The sequence below is a fragment of the Exiguobacterium sp. ZOR0005 genome, assembly GCF_000798975.1.
GTDB lineage: Bacteria > Bacillota > Bacilli > Exiguobacteriales > Exiguobacteriaceae > Exiguobacterium > Exiguobacterium aurantiacum.
This window is the reverse complement of the sequence record NZ_JTLB01000015.1, coordinates 24,504-46,991: the sequence shown is the minus strand read 5'-3', so window position 1 is coordinate 46,991 and position 22,488 is coordinate 24,504. Positions and strand designations below refer to the sequence as shown.

At 44.8% G+C, this 22,488-nt stretch carries 23 protein-coding genes; 19 read left to right on the top strand and 4 right to left on the bottom strand.

The genetic code is table 11. The annotated features are described in order from the left end of the window. Positions 1–16: 16 nt before the first annotated feature. The 4 genes from L971_RS06750 (at position 17) to L971_RS06735 (ending at position 3,630) form a co-directional block, all read left to right on the top strand. On the top strand, positions 17–859 hold the full coding sequence (locus L971_RS06750) for a YihY/virulence factor BrkB family protein (RefSeq protein ID WP_115336676.1): 843 nt from the start codon (positions 17–19) through the stop codon (positions 857–859). A gap of 101 nt (positions 860–960) precedes the next feature. After that, on the top strand, positions 961–1,884 hold the full coding sequence (locus L971_RS06745; protein ID WP_047375080.1) for an LCP family protein: 924 nt from the start codon (positions 961–963) through the stop codon (positions 1,882–1,884). 83 nt (positions 1,885–1,967) lie between these two features. Beyond that, the gene (locus L971_RS06740) at positions 1,968–3,164 is read left to right on the top strand and encodes a DUF3459 domain-containing protein (RefSeq protein ID WP_047375077.1); all 1,197 of its coding nucleotides are present in this window, start codon (positions 1,968–1,970) and stop codon (positions 3,162–3,164) included. Positions 3,165–3,288: 124 nt separating this feature from the next. Beyond that, positions 3,289–3,630, top strand: a complete 342-nt coding sequence (locus L971_RS06735; protein WP_047375076.1) for a hypothetical protein — start codon at positions 3,289–3,291, stop codon at positions 3,628–3,630. 340 nt (positions 3,631–3,970) lie between these two features. Here the strand turns inward: L971_RS06735 and galE are convergent, their stop codons facing one another. Both galE and L971_RS06725 read right to left on the bottom strand, forming a co-directional pair. Then, entirely contained in the window at positions 3,971–4,987 is a 1,017-nt protein-coding gene (gene galE, locus L971_RS06730; protein WP_047375075.1) for a UDP-glucose 4-epimerase GalE, read from the bottom strand. Positions 4,988–5,005: 18 nt separating this feature from the next. Continuing rightward, positions 5,006–6,193 (bottom strand): hypothetical protein, encoded by a 1,188-nt coding sequence (locus L971_RS06725; protein WP_047375074.1) that lies wholly within the window; start codon positions 6,191–6,193, stop codon positions 5,006–5,008. Between the two features lie 195 nt (positions 6,194–6,388). Here L971_RS06725 and L971_RS06720 point away from each other — a divergent pair, with 195 nt between their 5' ends. From L971_RS06720 to L971_RS06650, 15 genes are all read left to right on the top strand, one after another. Continuing rightward, positions 6,389–7,114: a YveK family protein gene (locus L971_RS06720; RefSeq protein ID WP_029334353.1), complete on the top strand. Its 726-nt coding sequence runs from the start codon at positions 6,389–6,391 to the stop codon at positions 7,112–7,114. Next, the gene (locus L971_RS06715; RefSeq protein WP_029334354.1) at positions 7,107–7,823 is read left to right on the top strand and encodes a CpsD/CapB family tyrosine-protein kinase; all 717 of its coding nucleotides are present in this window, start codon (positions 7,107–7,109) and stop codon (positions 7,821–7,823) included. The genes L971_RS06720 and L971_RS06715 overlap by 8 nt, the downstream gene beginning before the upstream one ends. Positions 7,824–7,835: 12 nt before the next feature. Continuing rightward, positions 7,836–8,603 (top strand): tyrosine-protein phosphatase, encoded by a 768-nt coding sequence (locus L971_RS06710; RefSeq protein WP_047375073.1) that lies wholly within the window; start codon positions 7,836–7,838, stop codon positions 8,601–8,603. 215 nt (positions 8,604–8,818) lie between these two features. Beyond that, positions 8,819–9,715: a UTP--glucose-1-phosphate uridylyltransferase GalU gene (galU, locus tag L971_RS06705; RefSeq protein WP_047375072.1), complete on the top strand. Its 897-nt coding sequence runs from the start codon at positions 8,819–8,821 to the stop codon at positions 9,713–9,715. A 10-nt stretch (positions 9,716–9,725) separates the two neighbouring features. Continuing rightward, positions 9,726–10,469 carry a sugar transferase gene (locus L971_RS06700; protein ID WP_047375071.1) on the top strand — a complete coding sequence of 248 codons (744 nt, stop codon included), beginning with the start codon at positions 9,726–9,728 and terminating at the stop codon, positions 10,467–10,469. Positions 10,470–10,595: 126 nt separating this feature from the next. Further along, positions 10,596–11,474 carry a glycosyltransferase family 2 protein gene (locus tag L971_RS06695; protein WP_052200320.1) on the top strand — a complete coding sequence of 293 codons (879 nt, stop codon included), beginning with the start codon at positions 10,596–10,598 and terminating at the stop codon, positions 11,472–11,474. Further along, positions 11,471–12,418, top strand: a complete 948-nt coding sequence (locus tag L971_RS06690; RefSeq protein WP_047375070.1) for a glycosyltransferase family 2 protein — start codon at positions 11,471–11,473, stop codon at positions 12,416–12,418. Before L971_RS06695 ends, L971_RS06690 begins: the two co-directional genes overlap by 4 nt. Before the next feature lie 10 nt (positions 12,419–12,428). Then, on the top strand, positions 12,429–13,640 hold the full coding sequence (locus L971_RS06685; protein ID WP_047375069.1) for an oligosaccharide flippase family protein: 1,212 nt from the start codon (positions 12,429–12,431) through the stop codon (positions 13,638–13,640). A gap of 2 nt (positions 13,641–13,642) precedes the next feature. Further along, complete coding sequence (locus tag L971_RS06680) at positions 13,643–14,887, top strand: polysaccharide pyruvyl transferase family protein (RefSeq protein ID WP_047375068.1); 1,245 nt, start codon at positions 13,643–13,645, stop codon at positions 14,885–14,887. Further along, positions 14,887–15,765, top strand: coding sequence for a glucose-1-phosphate thymidylyltransferase RfbA (gene rfbA / locus L971_RS06675; protein WP_047375067.1), 879 nt, complete (start codon positions 14,887–14,889; stop codon positions 15,763–15,765). The genes L971_RS06680 and rfbA overlap by 1 nt, the downstream gene beginning before the upstream one ends. A 13-nt stretch (positions 15,766–15,778) precedes the next feature. Then, entirely contained in the window at positions 15,779–16,345 is a 567-nt protein-coding gene (rfbC, locus tag L971_RS06670) for a dTDP-4-dehydrorhamnose 3,5-epimerase (protein ID WP_047375065.1), read from the top strand. After that, on the top strand, positions 16,342–17,199 hold the full coding sequence (gene rfbD / locus L971_RS06665) for a dTDP-4-dehydrorhamnose reductase (RefSeq protein ID WP_047375063.1): 858 nt from the start codon (positions 16,342–16,344) through the stop codon (positions 17,197–17,199). Before rfbC ends, rfbD begins: the two co-directional genes overlap by 4 nt. Then, complete coding sequence (gene rfbB / locus L971_RS06660) at positions 17,200–18,219, top strand: dTDP-glucose 4,6-dehydratase (RefSeq protein ID WP_047375061.1); 1,020 nt, start codon at positions 17,200–17,202, stop codon at positions 18,217–18,219. It begins immediately after the preceding gene. 287 nt (positions 18,220–18,506) lie between these two features. Continuing rightward, on the top strand, positions 18,507–19,334 hold the full coding sequence (locus L971_RS06655) for an IS30 family transposase (protein ID WP_047375059.1): 828 nt from the start codon (positions 18,507–18,509) through the stop codon (positions 19,332–19,334). Positions 19,335–19,423: 89 nt separating this feature from the next. Further along, complete coding sequence (locus L971_RS06650) at positions 19,424–20,638, top strand: hypothetical protein (RefSeq protein WP_156111505.1); 1,215 nt, start codon at positions 19,424–19,426, stop codon at positions 20,636–20,638. A gap of 204 nt (positions 20,639–20,842) precedes the next feature. Here L971_RS06650 and L971_RS14825 read toward each other — a convergent pair whose 3' ends face one another. Further along, positions 20,843–21,715 carry a tyrosine-type recombinase/integrase gene (locus L971_RS14825; protein ID WP_052200318.1) on the bottom strand — a complete coding sequence of 291 codons (873 nt, stop codon included), beginning with the start codon at positions 21,713–21,715 and terminating at the stop codon, positions 20,843–20,845. A gap of 5 nt (positions 21,716–21,720) precedes the next feature. Continuing rightward, positions 21,721–22,173: a sigma factor gene (locus L971_RS06640; protein ID WP_029334372.1), complete on the bottom strand. Its 453-nt coding sequence runs from the start codon at positions 22,171–22,173 to the stop codon at positions 21,721–21,723. Positions 22,174–22,488 lie beyond the last annotated feature (315 nt).

Below are 22,488 nucleotides of genomic sequence, written 5' to 3'. Positions count from 1 at the left end.
AAACGAGGTGACTTCGTTGTCAGACTTGCTACGGCTCATCATCGACGTCCGCCATCGGTTCCGCGACCACCATATCAACGACTATAGCGCGACGCTCGCTTTCTTCTGGTTTCTCGCCATCTTCCCGACGTTCTTCCTCGTCTTCGCCTTCACGGCGATCTTCCGCATCGACGACACGATGCTCATCGAACAGATCGAGACGCTCGTCCCGGGGGAGACGGTACGCGACTTATTCTCCATCGTCTACGACGTCAGCGGCAACATCAACGTCGGCCTCATCTCGTTCGGGGCGCTCATCGTCATCTGGTCGGCGACGAATGGCACGGCCCGGCTCGTGAAATTAACCGTGTTCGCCTACGGGGAGACCGAGGTGCGCGGCTACATGCGCCGCCGGTTCATCGGCCTCATCACGTTGCTCGCTTGGAGCGTCGGGGCGGTCATCCTCGTCGTCTTCCACATCTTCAGCCAAGAGTTCCTTGAGTTGTTGTATCGGACCGCGCCCGCCGTCGAGGAGTTCTCCCGGCTCGCGACGCTCTCGCGTTACACCGTCTCGACCGTCATCCTCATCCTCGCCTTCTCGGCGTTCTATATGATCGCGCCGCAACAGCGCGTGCGACTGAAGGACGCGCTCCCCGGCGCCGTCTTCGCCGTCATCTCGTGGCAGCTCTTGTCGACGGGATACAGCGTCTACGTCGAGCGCTTCACGATGTTCGGCGAGACGTACGGGACGATCGGCCTCGTCATCTTACTGCAGATTTGGCTCTACTTGACGGCGGCGACGATGCTGCTCGGCGCCGAGATTAACGCCGCCTGGCCGCACTATATGCGCCGGACGCCGAGACGGACGCATTATCCATGAAAATTTAAAAGATATCGTTAGCATTTTTTGGCAACATGCTATAATCAAACACGGAGAGCGGGAATTCATACATTATATACGTGAGGAAAGCAGGTGGTCCGATGGCGAGACATCGCAAAAAATCATCATGGAAGAAATGGGTATTCGTCACACTAGGCGTCATGACCGTCTTCCTCGTCGCCGGCGGTCTGTTCGTCTGGTCGATGTACCGAGACGTCAACGAGACGGTGACGAAAGTGAACGACAACTTAGAAATCAGCGAGGAACGGAAACAAGTCGAGACGATCAACGAGAAGCGGTCCGTGTCAGTGCTCCTCCTCGGCGTCGACCGCCGCGGCAACGAGCAGGGACGGAGTGACTCGATGATCGTCATGACGCTCAACCCGGACACGAACGAAGGGGCGATGCTGTCGATTCCGCGCGACACGAAGACGGAGATCATCGGTCGCGGCATCCGTGACAAGATCAACCACGCCTACGCGTTCGGCGGTGCCGAGATGGCGATGGACTCGGTCGAGGCGCTCCTCGACATCCCGATCGACTACGTCGTCGAGACGGACATGGACGCGTTCACCGACGTCGTCGACACGCTCGGCGGCATCACCGTTACGAACAACTTCGCCTTCGCGACGGACGGCTACAACTTCCCGGTCGGCGAGGTGAACTTGGACGGCGAGGCGGCACTGTCGTACGCGCGCATGCGTTACGACGACCCGAACGGCGACTTCGGCCGCCAGGAGCGGCAACGTGCCGTCGTCTCGGCCATCGTCGAGAAAGGGCGCTCCGATTTCTCGGTCGACAAAGTGACGAAACTGCTCGACGTCGCCGGGCGCCGCGCCAAGACGAACCTCGAGTTCAACGAGCTCGTGACGTTGTCGACGGACTATATGAAGGCGTTCCGCAACGCCTCGACGCTCCGCCTCGAAGGATCCGGCGGCATCGAGTCGGACGGCGTCTACTACTGGAACCCGGACCCGGCCTCGCTCGAGGGCGTCCAAACCGAATTGAAACGTCTCATGGAATGAAGTCGCCCGCGTGGCGGCTTTTTTTGTTTGAAAACGGGTGAACAGTGGGACAAGGATAAGAGGATAATGGAGGAGGGAAACGTATGATTTGGGAAACGTTAGCACCACTCGTCGGCAAGCTCGTCGACGACCATACGGAAGCAGAATGGCGCCGCCTGTTCGAGAAGTGGGACGGGCATCTATGGCACGACGCCACGCCGCCAAATGAAAAGACGAGCGTCCTCATGATCGACGCGAACGCCGTCACGACGGACGGCACACCGGACCTCGACGCGCTCCGTGAGCTGTTGAAAGAACACGTCCAGGCGACGGTGAGCGACTTGTACCTCGTCTCGCTGTTCCCGTATGCGGCGACACCGACCGATACCCGGGTCGACCCGCGCATCCGGCTCGCCGAGGACCTCGGCCATGTCAAACACGAGTTCGACCTCATGTATGACGTGACACCGGACGTGTACAACGAGTCCCAGTTCGACTTGTTGAAAGAGACCGACTCATTTTTAGAGCGGCTCGCGCAAGGGGCGACGAAGCTGCGCGTCCACGTCCAGTCGTTCCGGGGCATGCCGGAAGACCGGATTCGGACCGTGCTCAGCCTCTGGCACACGGTGCTCCATCACTATAAACCGAACGCACAACTCGTCCTCGCCTATGAAGGGGACTTGGATGTGTCAACATACTTCGACGTCGCCGACGCCATCTGTCACTTCGACCTCGCGTCGCACACGCTCCTCGCGTTCGCGCAAGGCGATGCGGGACGGCTCACCGATTGGGCGAAACGGATTGAGGCGCCGCCGGAAGGCAAGACGTATTTCAACTTCTTGTCGATCCAAGAGCGCGACCCGTTCGAGAAGAACTTGATCGAGCCGAGCGAGGAGATGTTGCTCGCCGCCCATAGCATCCTGTTGTCGTTCCAAGGCATCCCGTCCGTCGACTACCGGACGCTCCTCGGCGTCACGACACCGGTCGACCGGGACTCGCTCGTCCAAGAGCTGAAGACGGACCCTTACCGGTTGAACGTCTTCTCAGGCGTACTCGGGCAGTTGAACGTGCGCCGGACGCATCCAGCCTTCTCGCCGTATGCGTCGCAAACGTTCAAATCGGTCGATAAACGTCTGTTCACGGTCGAGCGGACGGGAGGGGGCGAGACGCTCGTCATGCACACGAACGTGTCGGACGAGACGGTCCGAGTCAATCAGTCCGGCGTCAACTTGTTCACCGGGGAACCGGTCGACGAAATCGAACTCGCGCCGTACGGCTACGTCTGGGTTCGGCAAGTATAGGACTTACGGCCTAAATAATAGGAATTTCGTCTAGGTGTATTGACGCATTGGTACTTTAGGTAGAAAATGGAATAGAAGGAAGTTCCATGTCAACCTAGACCAAACACCGAAAGGCGGAATTTCGATGGATCAATCGCTATTTCTGTACTTGTTTCAATTGACGTTGCAATCGTTCGTGTACTGGATGTTCGCCACGCTCTTCATCGCCCTTGTCAGTTACGTCGCCTTCTACATGTGGGATCGGGACGTGGCCAACAGCTACCGGACACTCTGGCGGAAAGGCTACTATTTGACGTTCGCCGCCTTCGTCTCGTTCGGCTTCATCGTCGGCGAGTTCCCGCTCGAGGCCGCCTGGCCCCTCGCCGGCATCGCCATCCTCGTCGTCGTCCTCGACTTCGGGGTGCTCGTGACGCCGGGGAAAGCAGTCCAAACAGGAGAACCGTCAGAAATTAAGATACTTCCGTAACGAGGAGAGCTATCCAAATGGTTTTTTCAAGTTTGATTTCAAATGGTAAAAGTAGCTAAATGTCGATAATATGTTGATTCAAGTAAACGAGGAGAGTGAATACATGATTGAATGTGAGATTTGTGGTAGAAATATGGACCCGGACGATACACGCCCATGTCCAAATCCTCAATGTAGTTACGAGGATTTATGTGAGAGATGCTATGATCAGCACGTAACATCATGTATGTTAGAAGGTCAATTTGAATAAAGAATAACGGAAAAAGAGATGAACCTCTGAAGCGGAGAGGTTCATCTCTTTTGTTGTCTGAAAGCTTACAATGGGTTGATTCTTATTTAATTATCCCCGATATCCTTCTGGGTTGTTCGATTGCCAGTTCCAGGCGTCGCGGCACATGGCGCGGACGTCATGGGTCGCTTCCCAGCCGAGCACTCGTTTCGATTTCGACGGGTCGGCGAAGCAACTCGCGATATCACCCGGGCGGCGCGGCGTCACCGTGTACGGGATCGCTTTGCCACTCTCGGCCTCGAACGCTTTGACGAGGTCGAGGACGCTGTAGCCCGTCCCAGTCCCGAGGTTGAACGCCTCGGCGCCGGTATGTTCCATCACGTAGTCGAGCGCCTTCAAATGGCCGGCGGCGAGGTCGACGACGTGGATGTAGTCGCGGACACCCGTGCCGTCCGGTGTGTCGTAGTCGTCACCGAACACGCTCAGTTGCTCGAGGCGGCCGACGGCGACTTGGGTGATGTACGGCATGAGGTTGTTCGGGACGTCGAACGGGTCCTCGCCGATCTGGCCCGACTCATGGGCACCAATCGGGTTGAAGTAGCGGAGGAGGGCGATGCTCCACGCGTCGTCGGCCACGGCCAAGTCGCGCATGATCTCCTCGATCATCAACTTCGTGCGCCCGTACGGGTTCGTCGCGCTGAGCGGGAACGTCTCGTCGATCGGTGTCCGTTCCGGCATACCGTAGACGGTCGCCGACGAAGAGAAGACGATTTGTTTCACGTCGAACGCGTCCATCACGTCGAGGAGGACGGTCGTACCGACGACGTTGTTCTCATAATATCGGAGCGGCTCATTGACCGACTCGCCGACGGCTTTTAGGCCAGCGAAATGGATGACGGCGTCGATCGTATGTTTCAAGAAAATCTGTTCGAGCAACTCGCGGTCGAGGATGTCGCCGAGGTAAAACTCGACGGTCTTCCCGGTGAGCGCCTCGACCCGGTCGAGCGCCTCACGGCGGCTGTTCGATAAGTTGTCGAGGACGATGACGTCATAGTCATCTTCAAGCAATTGGAGGACGGTGTGCGTGCCGATGTAGCCGGCACCACCCGTCACGAGGATCGTTGGCATAAGAAAGCTCCTTTCAACTTAAATCTCGGTGACGCGGATGCGCGCCGTCCCGTTCGTGCCGATGAACATGCGAATCGAATAAGTCGGGCTCTCATAGACAATGGCGTCTTCCGTCTCGATCGTCGGTGTGCCGAGTCGTTTGAACTCTTCTTTCGTCGTGCCAGTGTTCGTCCAGTCGATGGCGTGCACCGCCTCGTCCTGGATGACGAAGAAGATGCCGCTATAAAACACATAGTCGTTCAACGCGTCCTCGTCACGGCCGTACGGTTGGCCGAGTGATTCATACAGGTCCGTCTCACTGAACGTCAAGTACTCTTCCACCGACGTCTTGATGAACGTCGGGTCAACACCTGTCTCGATCCAAGCGAGAACTTGGTCATCGCTTACCGTCGAATCTCCCCACTCGGTCGTCGTCGACGCGACCGGGGCCCATGCCGTCATCCCATCGATGCCGAGGTCGAGCAACAGATGGTCGTCCCGTTCTTCGAGGACGTCGTAGCGGTCACCGATATCCCCGATGTACGTCACGTTGTCACTGTTCGGTTCGCTCAGGAGCGACACGTTCTTCTCCGTGAGCCACACTTCGGTCACGGCCGGTGTCTCTGCGACCGGTTCTGCAACTTCCGTCGGTGCTGCGACTTCTTCGGCTTGTTCACTCGGCTCAAACAAGGCCGATACATATGGATACCCGATATAGCCGCCACCGATGAGTAATCCGATCAAAACGAGGGCGCCGAGCCATTTGGCCCCGGACTTCTTCCGGGGCCGGGCTGGTTCGATGGCACGTTGATACTTCGCCCGTTCCGCCCGTGACGGGACCGGGGCTTCCGGCATGTACCGTTGTTTGACGATTGGGTCACGTGATCTTGTCGTTTCGTCTTCACGAACCGGTACATCTTCAACGAGCGGGGTGTCTTCAATTCCCGGTATCGCTTTCTTTACCGACACACCGCCATTCTCGAGCAGTGCCACATAATATGGAAGAAACGTGGTGTCTTTTTTCCCATTTTTGATCCAAGCCGTGAAGTCGGCCGCTGATTTCTCGTCGGTCGTTAGGTCTGTGGACGTGTTTCCAGTCAATTCCTCGTATGAGACGGACAGCGGTTTGCCATCCCCTAAATTTTGTTTAATGCTCTCTTGAATCTTGATCCGTGTCGACGCATCGAGCTCTGCGTACAGTTGGAGTAGGCGCTCACTGACGTGCACTGTTACATCCTCCTTTAAAATAAGGTTTTCCCTACAAAGTTTAGCAGATTTATATGCCAAAAAACCCAAAATTTTAAAAATGGGTCATCATTGGACAATATTTTTGCTATAATGTTTTGGTATTGTCAGATTAAATATTATCTGCGGGAATTTTCCAGCAGTCCATTCACACATAGAGGAGAGTAGGATCAAACTATGAACGAAGAAACGATTTCCCTCGGAGAATTGTTCTCCATCTTGAAGCGGAGCAAATGGCTCATCGCGAGTTTGACGATTGTGGCAGCACTCATCGCCTTTTTGGTCAGCTCGTTCGTCATTCAACCGACGTATGAGGCGTCGACGCAAGTGCTCGTCGCCCCGAAAGAGACGCAAAACAACATGATCGACAGCAGTCAAGTCCAGTCATCGGTCGCGCTCGTCAACACGTATCGCGTCATCATCCAAAGTCCTACGATCTTGGAACAAGTCCAAAACAACGTCGTCGGCGCCCCGGAAAACATTAGCAATTTGATCTCGGTCAATAGCGAACAAAACTCGCAAGTCATCAACATTAAAGTCCAACATACGAACCCGGTCATGGCGACGGACATCGCCAACGAGATCAGCTCTGTGTTCTCGAAAGAAGTGAAAGAGTTGATGAGTGGCGTCGATAACGTCAAAGTGCTCTCGGACGCATCCGTGCCGATGTCTCCTGTCAGCCCGAACATCCTCCTCAACACGGCGATCGCCGCCGTCCTCGGGATGATGATCGGTGTCGCCATCGCCTTCTTAAAAATCGTCCTCGACCGTCGCATCAAGACGGAGCAAGACGTCGAGACGATTCTCGAGCTTCCGGTGCTCGGCTCGATCCCGGTCATCGACCGCGTCGAGATGCAGCAGCAACGTCAAGCGAAAGTGAAAGGGGAAGAAGTCCATGTTTAAGTTCGGCAAAAAGAAATCGAAGCATATCAAATATGACAAGACGGGCCGCGACTTGATCACGGTCCACAAACCGAAGTCCCCGATCTCGGAGCAGTACCGGACGATCCGGACGAACCTCGAGTTCACGGCCGTCGATGACGAGTTGCAGACGGTCGCCATCACGTCGGCCTCGTCAGGCGAAGGCAAGTCGACGACGGCGTCGAACCTCGCCGTCGTCTACGCCCAGCAAGGCAAGCGCGTCCTTCTCATGGACTGCGACATGCGCCGCCCGACGGCCCACTTCACGTTCCGCCTCTCGAACGGCATCGGCCTCTCGACCGTCCTCGCCAAGAAAACGACGAGCGAGAAGGCGATCCATACGACGCAAGTCGAGAACTTGGATTTACTCGCGGCAGGACCGATCCCGCCGAACCCGTCGGAGCTATTGTCGTCGAAGATGATGGACCGCGTGATTGAAGAACTCAAGACGAACTACGACATGATCATCCTCGACGCGCCACCGATGATGCAAGTCGCCGACACGCGCCTGCTCGCTCGTAAAGTCGACGGCATCGTCCTCGTCGTCGGTTGCGACAAGTCGGACCGCCAGATGGTCGTCAAGGCGAAAGAACAGTTGACGCTCGCCGACGCCCACATCCTCGGCGTCGTCCTCAACAAGCGCGAGCCGCAAGGCAGCGACGACTATTATTACTACTACGCGTACGAGTAAAGGAGAAACGCCATGATTGATATCCATTGTCATCTCCTCCCGGCCGTCGATGACGGACCGGAGACGGTCGAACAAGCGATTGAAATGGCGAAACGCGCAGCAAGCGAAGGGGTGACCGCGATCGTGGTCACCCCCCACGCGTTTCACCCTCAGTTCGAGACGGGCGAGTTGAACGTCCAACACGCCGCTTCGACGTTACAGACGATCCTCCATAAAGAGGGCATCTCGCTCGATTTGTACCCGGGTCAAGAGATTCGCATCTTCGGTGACTTGGTCGAAGCACTCGAGAAAGGCGAGGCGCTCTCGCTCGCCGGGTCACGTTACGTCCTCGTCGAGTTTCCGAGCGACTCGGTGCCGGCCTACGCCGAGCAGTTGTTCTTCGGTCTACAGACGGAAGGCTACACGCCGGTCATCGCCCACCCGGAGCGCAATAAAGAGTTCGCGACGAACCCGAAGCGGCTCATGGACTTTGTCTCATCCGGCGCATTGTCGCAAATCACGACGTCGAGCCTGACTGGAGAGTTCGGCCAAAACGTGCAAGAGCTCGCCTTCACGTTTCTCCGCAACGGGCTCAGCCATTTGATCGCCTCGGATGCCCACAGCACCGGTCGCCGCACGTTCTACTGGACGGACGTCGAAGCGGTCGTCACGAAAGAACTCGGTCAAGACAAGTGGGAAACGTACATGACGAACGCCGAGGCAATCGTGAAAGACGAATTCATCTTCATCGACCCTCCCGTTCTTCCAATAAAGAACTGGAGAGGGAAATGGAAGAAATAATTTCCCTTTTATAACAAACTACTCTTGACATAAGGTATATCGATATGATTTTTGTCGACAGTTGTCGAACGATTTTAGGTTTTAATTCCCTATCATTGGTTTTTAAAGAAGCTATAACGTGATAACCTTAATTTATAATTTTCAAGGGATGTTAAATACATCCTTTTTTATATGGTTTAGACAATTAATAGTTTCATATACAGAGGAGGAGTATCATGACAATCAAAAAAGTGAGAAAAGCCGTTATCCCGGCTGCGGGTCTCGGCACACGTTTCCTCCCGGCGACGAAGGCGATGCCGAAAGAGATGTTGCCGATTGTCGATAAGCCGACGATTCAATATATCATCGAAGAAGCGGTCGAGTCGGGCATCGAAGACATTTTGATCGTCACGGGGAAAGGCAAGCGCGCGATTGAAGATCACTTCGATTCAGTGCCTGAGCTCGAGCAAACATTGATCGAAAAAGGGAAATCTGAGTTTTTAAAGCTTGTCGAAGAGACGACGAACATCAACATCCACTTTATCCGTCAATCAAAACCGATGGGACTTGGTCACGCGGTGCTACAAGCGAAAGCGTTTGTTGGGGACGAACCATTCGTCGTCATGCTTGGCGATGACATCGTACAGGCGGACGTGCCATGCACCAAACAATTGATTAATCAGTATGAAATTACAAATAGCTCAATCATTGGGGTACAGCCCGTAGCAGATGAGGACACAAAAAGGTATGGGATTGTAGATCTCAGTTCAAGCGTTTCAGAAAAACTACATAAGGTTAAGTCATTTGTTGAGAAACCTCAGCAGGGGACGGCACCTTCAAATTTAGCCATCTTAGGGCGTTATCTTTTCACCCCAGAAATCTTTAAATATCTAGAAAATCAACAGCCAGGGGCAGGGGATGAGATTCAGTTGACCGATGCAATTACACGTTTAAATGAAATGCAACGTGTGTTTGCTTATGAGTTTGATGGTAAGCGCTATGATGTGGGAGAAAAACTTGGATTTATTCGAACTACATTAGAGTTCGCTTTGATGCGCGATGACTTGGGAGATGATGTGCAAAAGCTCATGAAAGAGCTACTTGAAAACCATCAAATCCTTATTGAAAAGTGAGGTAAATTAAATGATTAATAAAACCCCATTGCAAGATGAGACTGCAGTCACTGTATTACCACCATCTTCTGAATTGGAAGACTTGGCTTCTTTACAAATTGACAAATCGATAAGGATTGCAACAGCTCCTGATTTACCTAAGCCCGCAACAACTTATTTTGTTCAAAAACGGATAGTTGATTTTCTAGGTTCATTGTTTGGTTTAATTCTATTAAGTCCATTACTTCTAATATTAGCTATTATTATTAAACTTGAGGACAAGAAAGCGTCAATTTTCTTTTCACAAGAGCGAATCGGGATAAATGGAAGAGCATTTAAGATGTATAAATTTCGATCAATGGTATCAGATGCTGAAAAACAGTTAGAGGCCTTACTGAGTCAGAATGAGACGACGGGTGCTATGTTTAAAATGTCCAATGACCCACGCGTGACAAAGGTGGGGAGATTCATTCGTAAAACAAGTTTGGATGAGCTTCCGCAACTATGGAATGTATTAAAGGGAGATATGTCTTTAGTCGGACCTAGACCGCCTTTGCCGAGAGAGGTTAAAGAATATACTGCTTATGACTTGCAACGCTTATTGGCATTGCCAGGTTGTACAGGACTTTGGCAAATAAGTGGCCGAAGTAATATAGGGTTTAACGAAATGGTTGAACTTGACTTAGAGTATATAAAATCAAGAAGTATCAAGATGGATTTGTTAATTATTTTAAAAACATTTAAGGTTCTAGTGGGAAGTAAAGATGCTTATTAATAAATTTAACGCTATTTAAATGAATTAAATTGGTTGAATTTAAATTAACTTTATAGTTTTTTAGCTTAATATACTTTGATAAGGATATTGAGTGTGTTTTTAATGAATTTGAAATGAGGTAAATAAGTGGCTGAGATAAAAAAAATCGGTTTGTTTATTCCAACTTTAAATGCCGGACAATTTTTTGAAAATGTATTGAATTCAATCTCAATACAAAAAATAGATTTTCAAATTGAAAAGCTCATAATAGATTCTGGATCTGTAGATAAAACTGTAAATTTAGCTGTTGAATATGGTTTTAAAGTTGTAGAAATCAATAAAAGTGAATTTAACCATGGTGCAACTCGAAATATGGCAGTAGAGATTTTGAATGATTGTGAATTTGTTGTAATGATGACTCAAGACGTTGTTTTGGCAGATTCTGACTCAATCAATAATCTTATTATGGCAATGATAGATAATGAAAATATTTTTATGGCGTACGGTCGTCAAATTGCAGATGAGCTAAATGGAAGTTGGTTTGAAAAACGAGCGCGTCAATTTAACTATCCTTCCCAAAGTAAAATAAAAAATAAATCGCACATAGAAGAATTAGGAATAAAAACTGCTTTTGCATCAAATGCCTTTTCAGCATACAATACTGGAAAATTCAAAAGGTTAGGTGGATTTCCAGCTAGTCTTAACTTTTCTGAGGACATGTATATCGCTGCTAAAGCAATTTTGAAGGGATACAACATTTTCTACGAGTCAAAAGCCATAGTTTTCCATACACACAACTATTCACTTAAAGAAGAGTTTTTAAGATATGTCGAAATAGGGAAGTTTCACAAATCACAAAGATGGATTCAAGATGAATTCGGCAAAAATGAGAAGGAAGGAATAAAATCTGTGTTAAATGAAACTAATCAATTAATTAAAGAGAAGAAGTTCCATCTGATAATTAAACTTTTTCTTTTAAATGTAGTAAAGTATTTGGGTTATAAAAAAGGACTTTTATATAAATGATCAAATCATATGAATTATCTATTATATATGTTATATATAATGATTTTGAAATTCTGAAAAGAACCATTGGTTCTACAATTAGTATGAAACCATTAGAAATCATAATCATTGATAATAGTCCTGAAGTTAATGATGTCACTTTACTTCCTGAGTGGGAATCACTAAAGTATTTTCACACAGGAGAAAATTTAGGCTATGCAGGAGGCGCCAATTTTGGCTTTAAATTAATATCCCATAATTCTAAATGGGTTACAATTATGAACGCTGATGCTTTTTTTGAAGCAGATTATTACATGAAGATAAATAAAAATATAGGAAATATTCCTTCAAACGATACTATAGGCGCAATAGGAAGCAAGTTATTAAAGTATGATTTTGAGAAAATGAAAAAAACTTTAATTATAGATTCTGCAGGCATTAAAATTTTCCCTAGTGGACGTGCCATCGATCGCGGACAGCATGAAAAGGACACGGGGCAGTATAATAAGAACGAAATTGCAGATGGTATATGTGGTGCATTAGTTTCTTATAATGTTGACATTATTAAGAAGGTTAACAACGGGAGTTATATTTTCGATAATAAATTTCATGCTTATAAAGAAGATATTGATATCGCGATTTCTTTGAAAAAAAATGGTTATGATTCATTCTACGTTGGTGATGTGGTTGCATTTCATGGGAGAGGTATGGGTAAAATAAAAAAATGGCCAATTAATAGTTATCTCAAAGAAGTGAAAAAACAATCACCATATTTAAAAGTTTTATCTCGATCGAATCACTGGTATATGATTTTTAAACATAGAGACTTTATTTTTAAAGATCAATTATCCATATATAAGTTTTCAATAAGAACAATGTCAGAAATTATTTTCTTACTTTTTTTGGATTATAAGATATTGAAAAAATCTTTTCTACGTTTTTTGGAACTAGTGAACAGTCGGTGAAAGAGTTGATATGAAAAATTATTTGTATTCTATTGTGAATGTTTTTAGTAAAGTGGCTAATACTTCATTATTGTTTTTGGTAATAATCAATGTTGTCTCTAAAGAGTTATTCGGGCTGTTCTCATATTATCAAGCCCTCACTTTAATGTTGTTGGTCTTTATTGACTATGGTTTTAACCTTTACATGGCTAAAGAGTTAACACTAAATCCAAGGCACAATCAAAAACTTGTAAGCCAAGTAATAACAATTAAATTAATAGCTTCAGTAGGTATTGTTGCTTTTATTGGTTTAGGAACCATATTAAAAGTAATTTACAGTCCAAGCTTATTATTTCTGGTTCTTATTATAGGGATTATCAATTCATTAATAGCGACTTATGGAGTACTTTATAGAAATTATGGTCAGTTTGGAAGTGAGGCTTTAATATCGTTTTCTATGACTATAGTATCCATTGGAGTATTATTCATCTCAGGAAATGTCATTTCAAATTTATCCATATTGTTATTGCCGTTTATACTATTTAAGTTTCTTCATTTATTTGTAATGACTTGGTCACTGAAGAAAATTATGAGAACTAGTCATTTTAATCCGAAATTGTTTGAATTTAGACAAGCAAAAAACTTAATTAGGAGAAACTTTTCTTATGCTCTCCACCTAACAATTGGGACACTATACTTTCAAATCGATACTTTGGTTTTAAAGCAGCTAGATTCTTTGGATGCAGTTGCAGAATATACAGCAGCATTTAAATTAATAGGCATCATTTTAGTTGGAACGGAAGTGATTAATAATGTTCTGATTCCGAAATTTGTAAGGCTGAAAGAGACAAAGCCCACTTCATATTTAAATGGAATCGGAAAAGCGAAAAAAATGATAATTTATAGTTCTGTGGCTATAATTTCTTTATTTTTAGTTATTTCCGCTTTTTTAACAAATTTTATCTTCCCAAAAGGGTTTGAAAGTACAAATGATTTGCTAATCATTTTAAGTTTTATGGTTTATTTCCGTTTTATCTCTACAATCCCAGGGATTGTGATTACCATTGAAAACATGCAAAAATACAGAACTAATATTGCGATTCTGGGATTAACGGCTAACACAATATTATCTATTATTTTAGTTCCTTTTTTATCTTACTATGGAGCTGCTATTTCTAGTTTAGTATCAGCCGTATTGATTTGGCTTGCGTATGAAAGATTATTAAAGAGAAAGGGATTTTAAACTTGAACATAAATATATTTGGAGCATTTGATCGAAATAATTACGGAGATTTACTATTTCCTATTGTTTTAGAAAAGCATCTTTTGAAAAGGTTAGGCGACTCTGAATTCAACTTCAGATATTACGGACTAAGAGAAAGCGATTTAAGTGATTTTGGAGCTAAAATAACTCAGGCGGTCCATCAGCTGAATTATATAGAAAACGAAGTAATTATTTTGGCTGGAGGAGAAACACTAGGAACTACTTGGTTTGGTATGGATGCTTGTTTCCCTACAAATAATAAAGTCAGAAGAATGGGGTACAGAATTCTACATAATAAACTGGGAAAAAGCCTTTGGGTTAACAAGAGAATAATGTCCCAGTACTCAATGGGAAATATTCATCCATGGCTGCTTCGAAAAAGTAAAATTGACTCAAATAATTATATAGTCAATGCTGTCGGGGGAAGCGATTTATCAATTCTAAAGTCTAGTGAACTAGATGCAATCAGAGACGCTATTTCTGGAAGTAAATACTTTGCTGTAAGAGATGAACAGACGCTTAATTCATTACAAGATGCTTTTGGTGAAAAAATAACAGGGAAAGTAAAATTGATACCTGATACAGTTGTTTCCATGGATAGCGTATTTTCTAAAGAATCCTTACAAGAGCGACTTTCCGAGGAAGCTAAATCTTACTTTTCGAAAAAAAATGGAACATATTTTGTATTTCAAATTAGTGAAAAAATCGGAAAAGCTCATTTTGCAGAAATTTATAATGGATTATGTAACTATTTAGAAAGAAACAACGACATAAATATCGTTCTCCTGCCTATCGGAAGAGCAGAAGGACATTCTGATCATCGCGTTCTTGAACGAATTAAAGAAAAGTTGAGTAAGAAAATTAATTCAAATCGATTATTCTTACCAGAATCAAACACCATCTTTGACACTGCATATTATATAGCTAACAGTGATGGCTATACAGGCACTTCGTTGCACGGAGCAATTACTGCTATTGCTTATGAAGTTCCGCACTCTGCTTTTTCAAAAGAGGTTCTGAAATTGGTTTCATTCTTAAAAACTTGGCAAACAACTTCTCTTATCAATATCGAAGTTACTGAAATAGAAAAAGGTATTGGGGGTCTGTTAAATTCAAAAGTAAAGGTTGAAAATATAAATAGAATGAAAAAGATTATTAGTCAACATTTTGATCAAATAGCACATACTATTATTGATTACAATAATAATGACAAGGAGATTAGATGATGAAAGGTATTATACTCGCTGGAGGAAGCGGGACAAGGCTATACCCATTGACTATGGTGACAAGTAAACAGTTATTACCTGTATATGATAAACCAATGATTTATTACCCACTTTCCACATTAATGTTAGCAGGAATTAAAGATATTTTAATCATTTCTACTCCAGAAGATTTGCCGAGATTTGAAAGTTTACTAAGAAATGGGAATCAATTTGGGATTAACTTGTCATATAAAGTCCAACCATCACCTGAAGGATTAGCTCAAGCCTTTATTTTGGGAGAAGAGTTCATTGCAGATGATTCTGTGGCAATGGTGCTCGGCGATAATATTTATTATGGGAGTGGAATGCGTAACATTCTTCAAAAAGCGGCAAAAAAAACAAAAGGCGCTACCGTGTTTGGCTATCATGTTACTGATCCGGAGCGTTTTGGTGTAGTTGAATTTGACAACAGTGGAACTGTAATTAGTGTCGAAGAGAAACCACAAAAGCCTAAATCAAATTATGCGATTACTGGCTTATATTTTTACGATAATCGAGTTGTGGAAATTGCAAAGCAAGTAGAACCATCAGTCCGGGGAGAGCTTGAAATCACTTCTATTAATGAAGCGTATCTAAATAATGGTGAATTAAGCGTCGAACTATTGGGGCGTGGCTTCACATGGCTAGATACGGGAACTCATCAAAGCTTAGTAGAAGCTACTAATTTTGTGAAAACTGTTGAAGATCATCAAGGAGTAAAAATCGCAGCGCTTGAGGAAATTGCTTATCTTAATGGGTGGATTGATAAAGAGGCTCTAAAATCTTCAGGAGAAGCACTTCAAAAAACAGGATACGGACAGTATTTGCTTGAAGTCGCAGCTGGAAAAATTCGTTATTAAAAAGAGGGATTAAATGAAAATCACATATACATTATTAGATGGTGTAAAAGTTTTTGAACCTCAAGTGTTTGGGGATCACCGAGGTTGGTTTACTGAAACTTTTAATCATTCGATTTTAAAAGAAAATGGAATTGATATTGAATTTATTCAAGACAACCATTCCTATTCTGCAGAACAAGGTACTCTTCGTGGTCTGCATTATCAACTTAGCCCAAAAGCGCAGACAAAACTGATTCGTTGCACCCAAGGAGCGATTTTCGATGTCGCTGTTGATATTCGTCAAGGTAGTCCTACATACGGAGAATGGTTTGGAGTGGAGTTGTCGGCTGAAAATAAAAAACAACTCCTTGTTCCAAAAGGATTTGCACATGGTTTCTTAACACTTACCCCAGATGTTGAAGTCCAATACAAAGTCGATGAACTCTATTCACCACAACATGATCGTAGCATTCAATGGAATGACTCCACTCTTAGTATTGATTGGCCAATCAACTCCAATCCAATTTTGTCAGACAAAGATTTAAATGCGCCTTCATTTGTTGATGCTGAAAACAATTTTGTATTGGTGCGTACCGTATGAAGGTTTTAGTCACAGGCTACAATGGACAATTAGGATTCGATGTCGTTCAGGAAGGCCAAAAGCGAAACTTAGGAATGATTGGTATTGGGTTTGAAGATTTAGATATTACTAAACAAGATGATGTCATCGACTTCGTCAAAAATGTAAAACCGGACGCTATTATTCATTGTGCCGCATACACTGCAGTTGATAAAGCGGAAGAACAAAAGGAATTGGTTTGGGATGTCAACGTTAACGGGACACGTTATTTAGCTGAATTGGCGGCTGAAATCGGTTCTAAATTCATGTATATCAGTACGGATTATGTATATGACGGGGAAGGTGACACAGCCTTCAGAGAGACATCCCTGGTTAATCCGCAGAGTTATTATGGTTTGACTAAACTTGAAGGAGAGAAAGTCTGCCAACAACTTTTAAATGAGTTTTTCATTGTGCGTATATCATGGGTGTTTGGAACAAATGGACATAACTTCATTAATACGATGTTACGTTTAAGCGAATCAAGAGACGAATTAAGTGTGGTAGATGATCAAATTGGATCTCCTACTTATACGTATGACTTGGCAAGGTTATTAGTCGACATGATCGTTACTGATAAATATGGAGTTTATCAGGCTACAAATGAAGGATATTGCAGTTGGGCAGATTTCGCATTAGAGATTTTTGCACAAGCTAATCGAGATGTAAAAGTAAACAGAATCACCTCAGAAGAATATCCAACACCTGCGGTAAGACCTAAAAATTCGCGTATGTCTAAACAGAAGTTGGTTGAGATGGGATTTGCACCCCTTCCACATTGGAAAAAAGCGTTAGCACACTATTTAAAAGAATTAGACCAAGAGGTGAACGTATAAATGAATAAAGAAAAAGTACTAGTAACAGGTGGCGCAGGGTTTATTGGCGGTAACTTTGTACAACACATGGTTTCCAAATATCCTGAATATCATATTTTTAATCTAGATTTACTTACTTATGCTGGCGACTTGGTTAAGCATAAAGAAATAGAGAACGCAGATAACTACACGTTTGTGAAGTTAGATATCGTCGATCGAGAAGCTATCATGAGTTTGTTCGATTCTGAAAAATTTGATTACGTAGTGCATTTTGCGGCTGAGAGTCATGTCGATCGTTCGATCACGCATCCCGAGATTTTTGTGAAAACGAATGTTATGGGGACACAGGCATTACTTGATGCAGCCAAAGCCAATGGCCTTAAAAAGTTTGTGCACGTTTCAACTGATGAAGTGTACGGAGAACTTGATTTTGATCCGACTACATTCTTTACAGAAGAGACTCCTCTTCAACCAAACAGTCCTTATAGTGCGAGTAAAGCTTCAAGTGACTTTCTAGTTCGAGCTTATCATGAAACTTTTGGACTTCCGGTCAATATCACACGTTGTTCAAATAACTACGGACCTTATCACTTTCCAGAAAAATTAATCCCGTTGACTATTTCTCGTGTGCTAAATGAACAAAAAGTTCCGGTTTATGGTGATGGCAAAAACATTCGGGACTGGTTACACGTCAAAGATCATTGTTTAGCCATTGATTTGGTTATGCATGAGGGAGTCAACGGAGAGGTTTATAACGTTGGTGGCCATAACGAGAAGACAAACTTAGAGGTTGTTCAAACTATCATTAAAGCGCTAGGTAAATCAGAAGAACTCATTGAGTTTGTTTCTGATCGCCTAGGTCATGACAAACGATATGCAATCGACCCAACTAAGCTCGAAGCATTAGGCTGGAAGCCTACTTACAACTTTGATACTGGAATTGCCCAAACGATTCAATGGTATCTTGATAATAAAGAGTGGTGGGAACAAATCTTAAGTGGTGATTATAGAGAATACTTTGAATTGAAATATCAAATTTAATACGCTTACTAAAGTTTTTGATTTAAATTAAAGTAATATCTTTGTAAATAATGATTAAGCTACTAAAAAGACCTAAAATCAATAATAAGATTATATCTAAAAATATGACTCTAATATAACGCTACTTTTATTTTTAAAGAGCTTAAAAAAATACAGCAATCTCTTTTTTTATAATTGATGAAGTATAAAATTAAGTGCAACACCTGAACGTGAACGCAAAAAAGCTCATAGCGATGGCCTCGTGTAGAATGAAGTTACCACATAAACATTCAGACGGAGGAATCGCTATGAGCTACACCCATCTTACCACAGCCGAACGCGTGAAAATAGAGACCCATCTGGAGCTCGGGATGTCCATCCGGTCCATCGCGAGACAGCCCTCGACCGTCTCGCGGGAAATCAGGCGGAACCCCGGCTACGAGTCGGGACGCGCACAGAGACGCTACACGAAGATGAAGGCCAACAACTGCGGCGTCAAGACGAAGCTCGACGAGATGATGAGCCGGACGATCATCAAGAAGCTGCGGGCGACCTGCCCCCCTGAACAGATCGTGGGGAGACTCTTCAGAGGAAGAATCGCCTTCTCGACCATCTATCGCTGGATCTATGCGGGACGGATCGACGTGCCGGTGACCGTGCTCCGCCAGAAGGGCAAGCGCCGAAAACCGGTGGAGACACGCGAGCGCATCAACGTCGGGCTGACCATCTCGGACCGGCCGCGGGAGGTGCGCACACACGAGACGTTCGGGCACTGGGAGCTCGACACAGTCGTCTCCGGACGCGGGAAGTCGAAGGTCTGCGTCGCGACGTTCGTCGAGCGTAAGAGCCGTTTCTACCTCGCCCTATCGATTGCGGATCGGGGCAAGGAGTTCAGCTGTCACGAGCGCGTCCGGGCGTCGCTCGGCGTGCGCTCTGTTTCGCCGCGGCAGGGCGGCAGCAACGAGAACGCCAATGGCCTCCTGCGTGAGTTTTTCCCGAAAGGATTGGACTTCGCGACGGTCGGCCAAGGAGAGATGGTGGACGCGCTCGCCAAGATCAACGGACGGACGAGGAAATGCCAAGGCTGGAAGACCGCACACGAGGCCTTCACGGAGGAAGTGTTGCGCTTAATTTGACAAACCGTCATAAATAAAAAAGTTGTTACTCTAGTTTATGACTTAGATATAACTAAATTCACCTGTTATAGGAGGTTGGAGGTGTGTCGGTGCTCGTAAAAATTTATAAATATGCATTTATTTTATTAATATTTACTACTTTTGTTTTTATGACTGGATCATTATATGGAATTGATATTAAGTTATTTCTAGCTGGTGTTTCATCATTTGCACTGATAGTAATTTTATATAGTCAAAAAAAGACTATAAATAAATTTAATTTAGCTTTATTAGTGTCTTTCTTTGTTTTATATTTTTTTTCGGCACTAATAGGAATACTAAAAGGATTTAATGAGTCATATGTTTTAGGCGAACTTATTGGACTACTATCTCCAATACTAGTAATCGCTCTTTACAGGTCGGATTTTGTGAGTATTATCACATTAAAAAAAACTATGCTCTATGGAGCATTTACCTACTCATTGTTAAAGGTCATGGCAGCAACTTTAATTTCAACAGGTGTTTTAAGCTTTACAACGTTTTTCAATACAATAGAAACTATATTTGGCTATAGATTAGTTAGTATGTTAATTTCACAAGAATATAATATTGTAAGGATTTACATTGTAAACGATTTATTAATTGCTTTTACTCCAATAATTTTATTTTCGGCTCAGAAAGTAATTAAATCAAAAATTTTGATAACTATCACTTATATAACATTACTTCTTAGTATGTTGCTTTGCTATTCTAGATTTCTTCTTGTAATATATTTGATAGCGTCACTTCTTCCTTTTTTCTCGATTGTAAAACTTAATATTAATAAAGTAATTATTTCTGTATTCACCTTAGGTTTTTCTTTAATATATTTAACTATAAACGGTTTGCCTGAGAGTATATCAAAAAGATTTTCTACTTCAGATATTAATAATATTTCATCGGATGGGATTCGGAACGAGCAGTTTGAAGCGATTGTAAAAATGATATCAGAGAACTTATTTTTAGGAGCAGGAATAGGAAGTTATAGTAGTCAATATATAAGAACAGAATATATTTATGAATTACAATGGTTATCAATGGTATTTAAATTCGGATTTCCAGCTTTTATAATATTGGTCACCTTGATTCTTCTATATTTAAATAAAAATTTTAAAATAAACTACAAGAGCTTGATTTCAATATCTTTACTTTTATCTTCAGGGTTATTCAATCCTTATTTACAGTCGACTGTCATGGGTGTGGCTATGTTACTAATGTATTCAGAGTACCATTTACTAGAATCTAAAGAAAAAGAAGTAACAATATTAAGAAGTTTAGAGTTGTAAGTAGTTTAGAGTTGTAAGTAGTATTATTTCATAGATGTAATTATGTGAATTACATCTATTATTATCTATAATCTATTAGTGTATTGATTAGATTCTCACAAAAGCTTCACGAGCGACCATTTTAAAATGGTCGCTCGTTGTCGTTCATCGAGATTTTGTAAAAGTCATTACAATATTGCACCGCATGTTGCTGTATTTAACTAATCATTTTTTATTCAATCCTTCAATCAACTGACGTGTTCGTTCTCTCGACACATGAAGGTAACGCTCAGTCGTACTAATTGACTTGTGTCCGAGTAACTCGGCAACGCCGACGATATCCTTTCTCTGCTCGTACAGCGTCGTCGCGAAGCTATGGCGCAACATATGGCTCGTCAGATGCAGACCGAACTGTTCGGCCGCGATATCTTTCAGGTCTTTGTTCACGAAGCCCGGCTGGACGACGCGTCCTGTCGGCATCAAGAAGATGTTGTTCGAGTTTCCGGTCTTCGGGCGCCGGACGTCGATATACAGCTTCAACTCTTTCGTGAGCCGCTGCGTCATCGGCACGACGCGCGTCTTGCCGCCTTTGCCTTTTATGACGGTGAGTAAGCGCTCTTCAAAGTTGATGTGATTGAGCTCCAAGTTCAGAATCTCGCTGATTCGTAGTCCGGCATCGCCCCCGACGAGATAGATCGTATAGAGCGTATAGTTTTTGGCGTGATACAATACGACATCCAATTGATCGCGGCTGATGATCGTCGGTGGTTCGGTGACGCCTTCCCGCGTGATGATTCGACTGAATGGGTTCTGCTCTATCCAACGCTGCTCGACGGCGAACGTGAACAGCCCGCGGACGCGCATGATATACGAACGGATTGTATTGTCGGCTTTCCCGCTCAACTGTTTCTTGTACGGAATCGCATAGTCCATCTCGGTGATGTCCTGGATGTAGATGGCACCGCGTTCGGTCGCATACCGGGCAAAGCTCCGTAACGTGTTTCGTGTGCTCTTCAACGTCGTCGCAGGGTACTCCTTTCGTTCTGTCATATCTTGCAAGTACAGGTCGATCGCTTCGTTCAATAATACTCGTTTCATCTCATTCACTCCTTCAAGTTGATTGCCTCTCGCAGTTCCCGTTGGACGTCGGCCTTATATGCCCGCAACCGGCTCGCGGAATATGGCAGCGTCTGCTCGGTCCCGTCAATCAAGTGGCAGAGGAGCTCGAAATGGCGTGGTGACAGCAACACCCGTTGTTCATCGAGCCAGTCGAAGAGACGACGCTCGGACGTCATACATTGTTCCGGAATGCGTTCGGCCGCGACCTCGTGCTTCAAGTGTCGGGCGTTCTTTTGTTGGTGGTTGAGGATGGCGCCCCGTATCCGTTGGAAGCAGTACGTCTTCGATAACGTGCAGCCGCGGTTCAACGCCTCCCATAGCGCGATCCTTGCGATTTGGGCGCAGTCTTCTTGTTCGTTCGGGTGGATGTGGAGATGGCGGATCACGTAATGGATCATCGGTTCCCATTCAACGATTTGATCATCAATCGGATTCATGTGGCAATTCTTTTCCGAGCGCTCTGTTGATTTTCCTAGGTTAATTCGAGTATAGTCATCGATATTCAAATTTTAGGTGTTGCTGTACGTACGCCTCTCGGCTCCATCTCTCAATTGTAAGCCGATATCTCAAACAAGCCCCGGGCTTATGTGCGATAAGGGCGCTGTTCCATGTCGAATATCGATGAATATTTAAAGGGACAAGGGGGTGCGTTCGTGAGGGAGTCTCATCATGGGACACTTACTTGCGATCACCCCAGGATAGTACGCCATGAAATGACGGATTATGGTAAAATCAAAACAACGAGAGACAAC